Below are 1,931 nucleotides of genomic sequence, written 5' to 3'. Positions count from 1 at the left end.
ATGCGATTGCACAAAAACACTATGCAGCAAGTATTTTTTCGCACGCGCGCATCGCATGCGGCCGTCGCGATGATGCGCATCCGAGAACGCGCGGTCGCCGCGCGAAAGCGCTTCGCGGACTCTGAGTCGCGACTTTTGGCAACGAAAATATTTTCATCCTTAACGGCGCGAGCGCTCATCAGAGCGTGTTCAAGCGGCCGTTTCCGGCGAATCGCGCGACGGCGATTCGGTCATCGCAACGCTGTCGATCGGAGGAAGTTTCGATTGAAGGATGCGCGCGAGCGTCGCACCGAGAGCCGGCAGCGAGATGACGAAGCGTGTCCGTCACCTCGCTCGAGACGTGAAGTTCAGACGCCGAGCTTGGACTTGAGCAGGTCGTTGACGCTCTGCGGGTTCGCCTTGCCGCCGGACGCCTTCATCACCTGGCCGACGAACCAGCCGAGCGACTGCGGCTTGTCCTTGACCTGCGCCGCCTTGTCCGGATTGGCCGCGATGATGTCGTCGACAACCTTTTCGATCGCGGAAAGATCCGTCACCTGCTTCATGCCGCGACTTTCGACCAGCGCGCGGGGATCGCCGCCTTCCTGCCAGACGATCTCGAACAGATCCTTGGCGATCTTGCCCGAGATCGTACCCTCGCCGATCAGATCGATGATCGCAGCCAGCTGCTCGGCGTCGACGGGCGAGTCCGTAATAGCCCGCCCCTCCTTGTTGAGCCGCCCGAACAGCTCGTTGATCACCCAGTTCGCCGCCATCTTGCCGTCGCGCGCGCGGTTCGCGAGCCTCTCGAGCACCGTCTCGTAGAACACGGCGCTCTCGCGCTCGGCGACCAGCACGCTGGCGTCATAGGCTGACAGGCCGAAATCGGCGACGAAGCGCGCCTTCTTCTGGTCCGGCAGCTCCGGCAGACTCGCTTTCAGCTCGTCGACGAAGTCCTGGCTGAACTCCAGCGGCAAGAGGTCGGGATCGGGGAAGTAGCGGTAGTCGTGCGCCTCTTCCTTGGACCGCATCGAGCGTGTCTCGCCCTTGTTGGGATCGAACCGGCGCGTCTCCTGCTCGATCTGCCCGCCGTCCTCCAGGATCTCGATCTGGCGCCGCGCTTCATACTCGATCGCCTGGCCGATGAAGGCGATCGAGTTCATGTTCTTGATCTCGCAGCGGGTGCCGAGCGGCGCGCCGGGCCGGCGCACGGACACGTTGACGTCGGCGCGCAAGGATCCCTTCTCCATGTCGCCGTCACAGGTGCCGAGATAGCGCATGATCGAGCGCAGCTTGGTCACATAGGCCTTGGCCTGCTCGGCGTCGCGGATGTCGGGCTTGGAGACGATCTCCATCAGCGCCACGCCAGAGCGGTTGAAATCGATGTAGGACAGCGACGGCGACCGGTCGTGCAGCATCTTGCCGGGATCCTGCTCCAAATGCAGCCGCTCGATACCGATCGTGGCCGTCTTGCCGCCGTCGAGATCGACTATCACCTCGCCCTCGCCAACGATCGGCGATTGGTACTGGCTGATCTGGTAGCCCTGCGGCAGGTCCGGATAGAAATAATTCTTGCGGTCGAACACCGATCGCAGATTGATCTTCGCGTTGAGACCGAGCCCTGTCCGGACAGCCTGCCTGACGCATTCCTCGTTGATGACGGGCAGCATGCCCGGCATCGCGACGTCGACCAGCGACACATGGCTGTTCGGCTCGCCGCCAAACGCGGTGGAGGCGCCCGAGAACAGTTTTGCGTTGGAGGTCACCTGGGCGTGGATCTCCATGCCGATCACCACCTCCCAGTCACCGGTAGCGCCCTTGAGAAGCTTGTGCGTGGCCGTGCTCATGTCGTGCTCCCGAGCAGCGTGGCAGCGATCCGCTGCCACTCCGCTTCCAATGAATCCTTTGCCGTGGGCTGACCGGCCTGGCGATAACAGTAGCCGGCGTTGCCG

General features: G+C 63.0%; 1 protein-coding gene. It reads right to left on the bottom strand.

Features of this window, described 5'->3' with window-relative positions; genetic code table 11:
• Positions 1-347 precede the first annotated feature (347 nt).
• Entirely contained in the window at positions 348-1,826 is a 1,479-nt protein-coding gene (gene gatB, locus JHD07_RS38800; RefSeq protein ID WP_291631836.1) for an Asp-tRNA(Asn)/Glu-tRNA(Gln) amidotransferase subunit GatB, read from the bottom strand.
• Positions 1,827-1,931: the final 105 nt, after the last annotated feature.

Source organism: Bradyrhizobium sp., from assembly GCF_016462955.1.
Taxonomy (GTDB): Bacteria; Pseudomonadota; Alphaproteobacteria; order Rhizobiales; family Xanthobacteraceae; genus Bradyrhizobium.
Note: the sequence above shows the minus strand (reverse complement) of the source record. Positions and strands in the feature narration are given on the sequence as shown.

What these genes read in the sequence shown, in the direction of transcription:
- gatB (WP_291631836.1), bottom strand. Translation starts at nt 1,826, where the DNA reads ATGAGCACGGCCACGCACAAGCTTCTCAAGGGCGCTACCGGTGACTGG.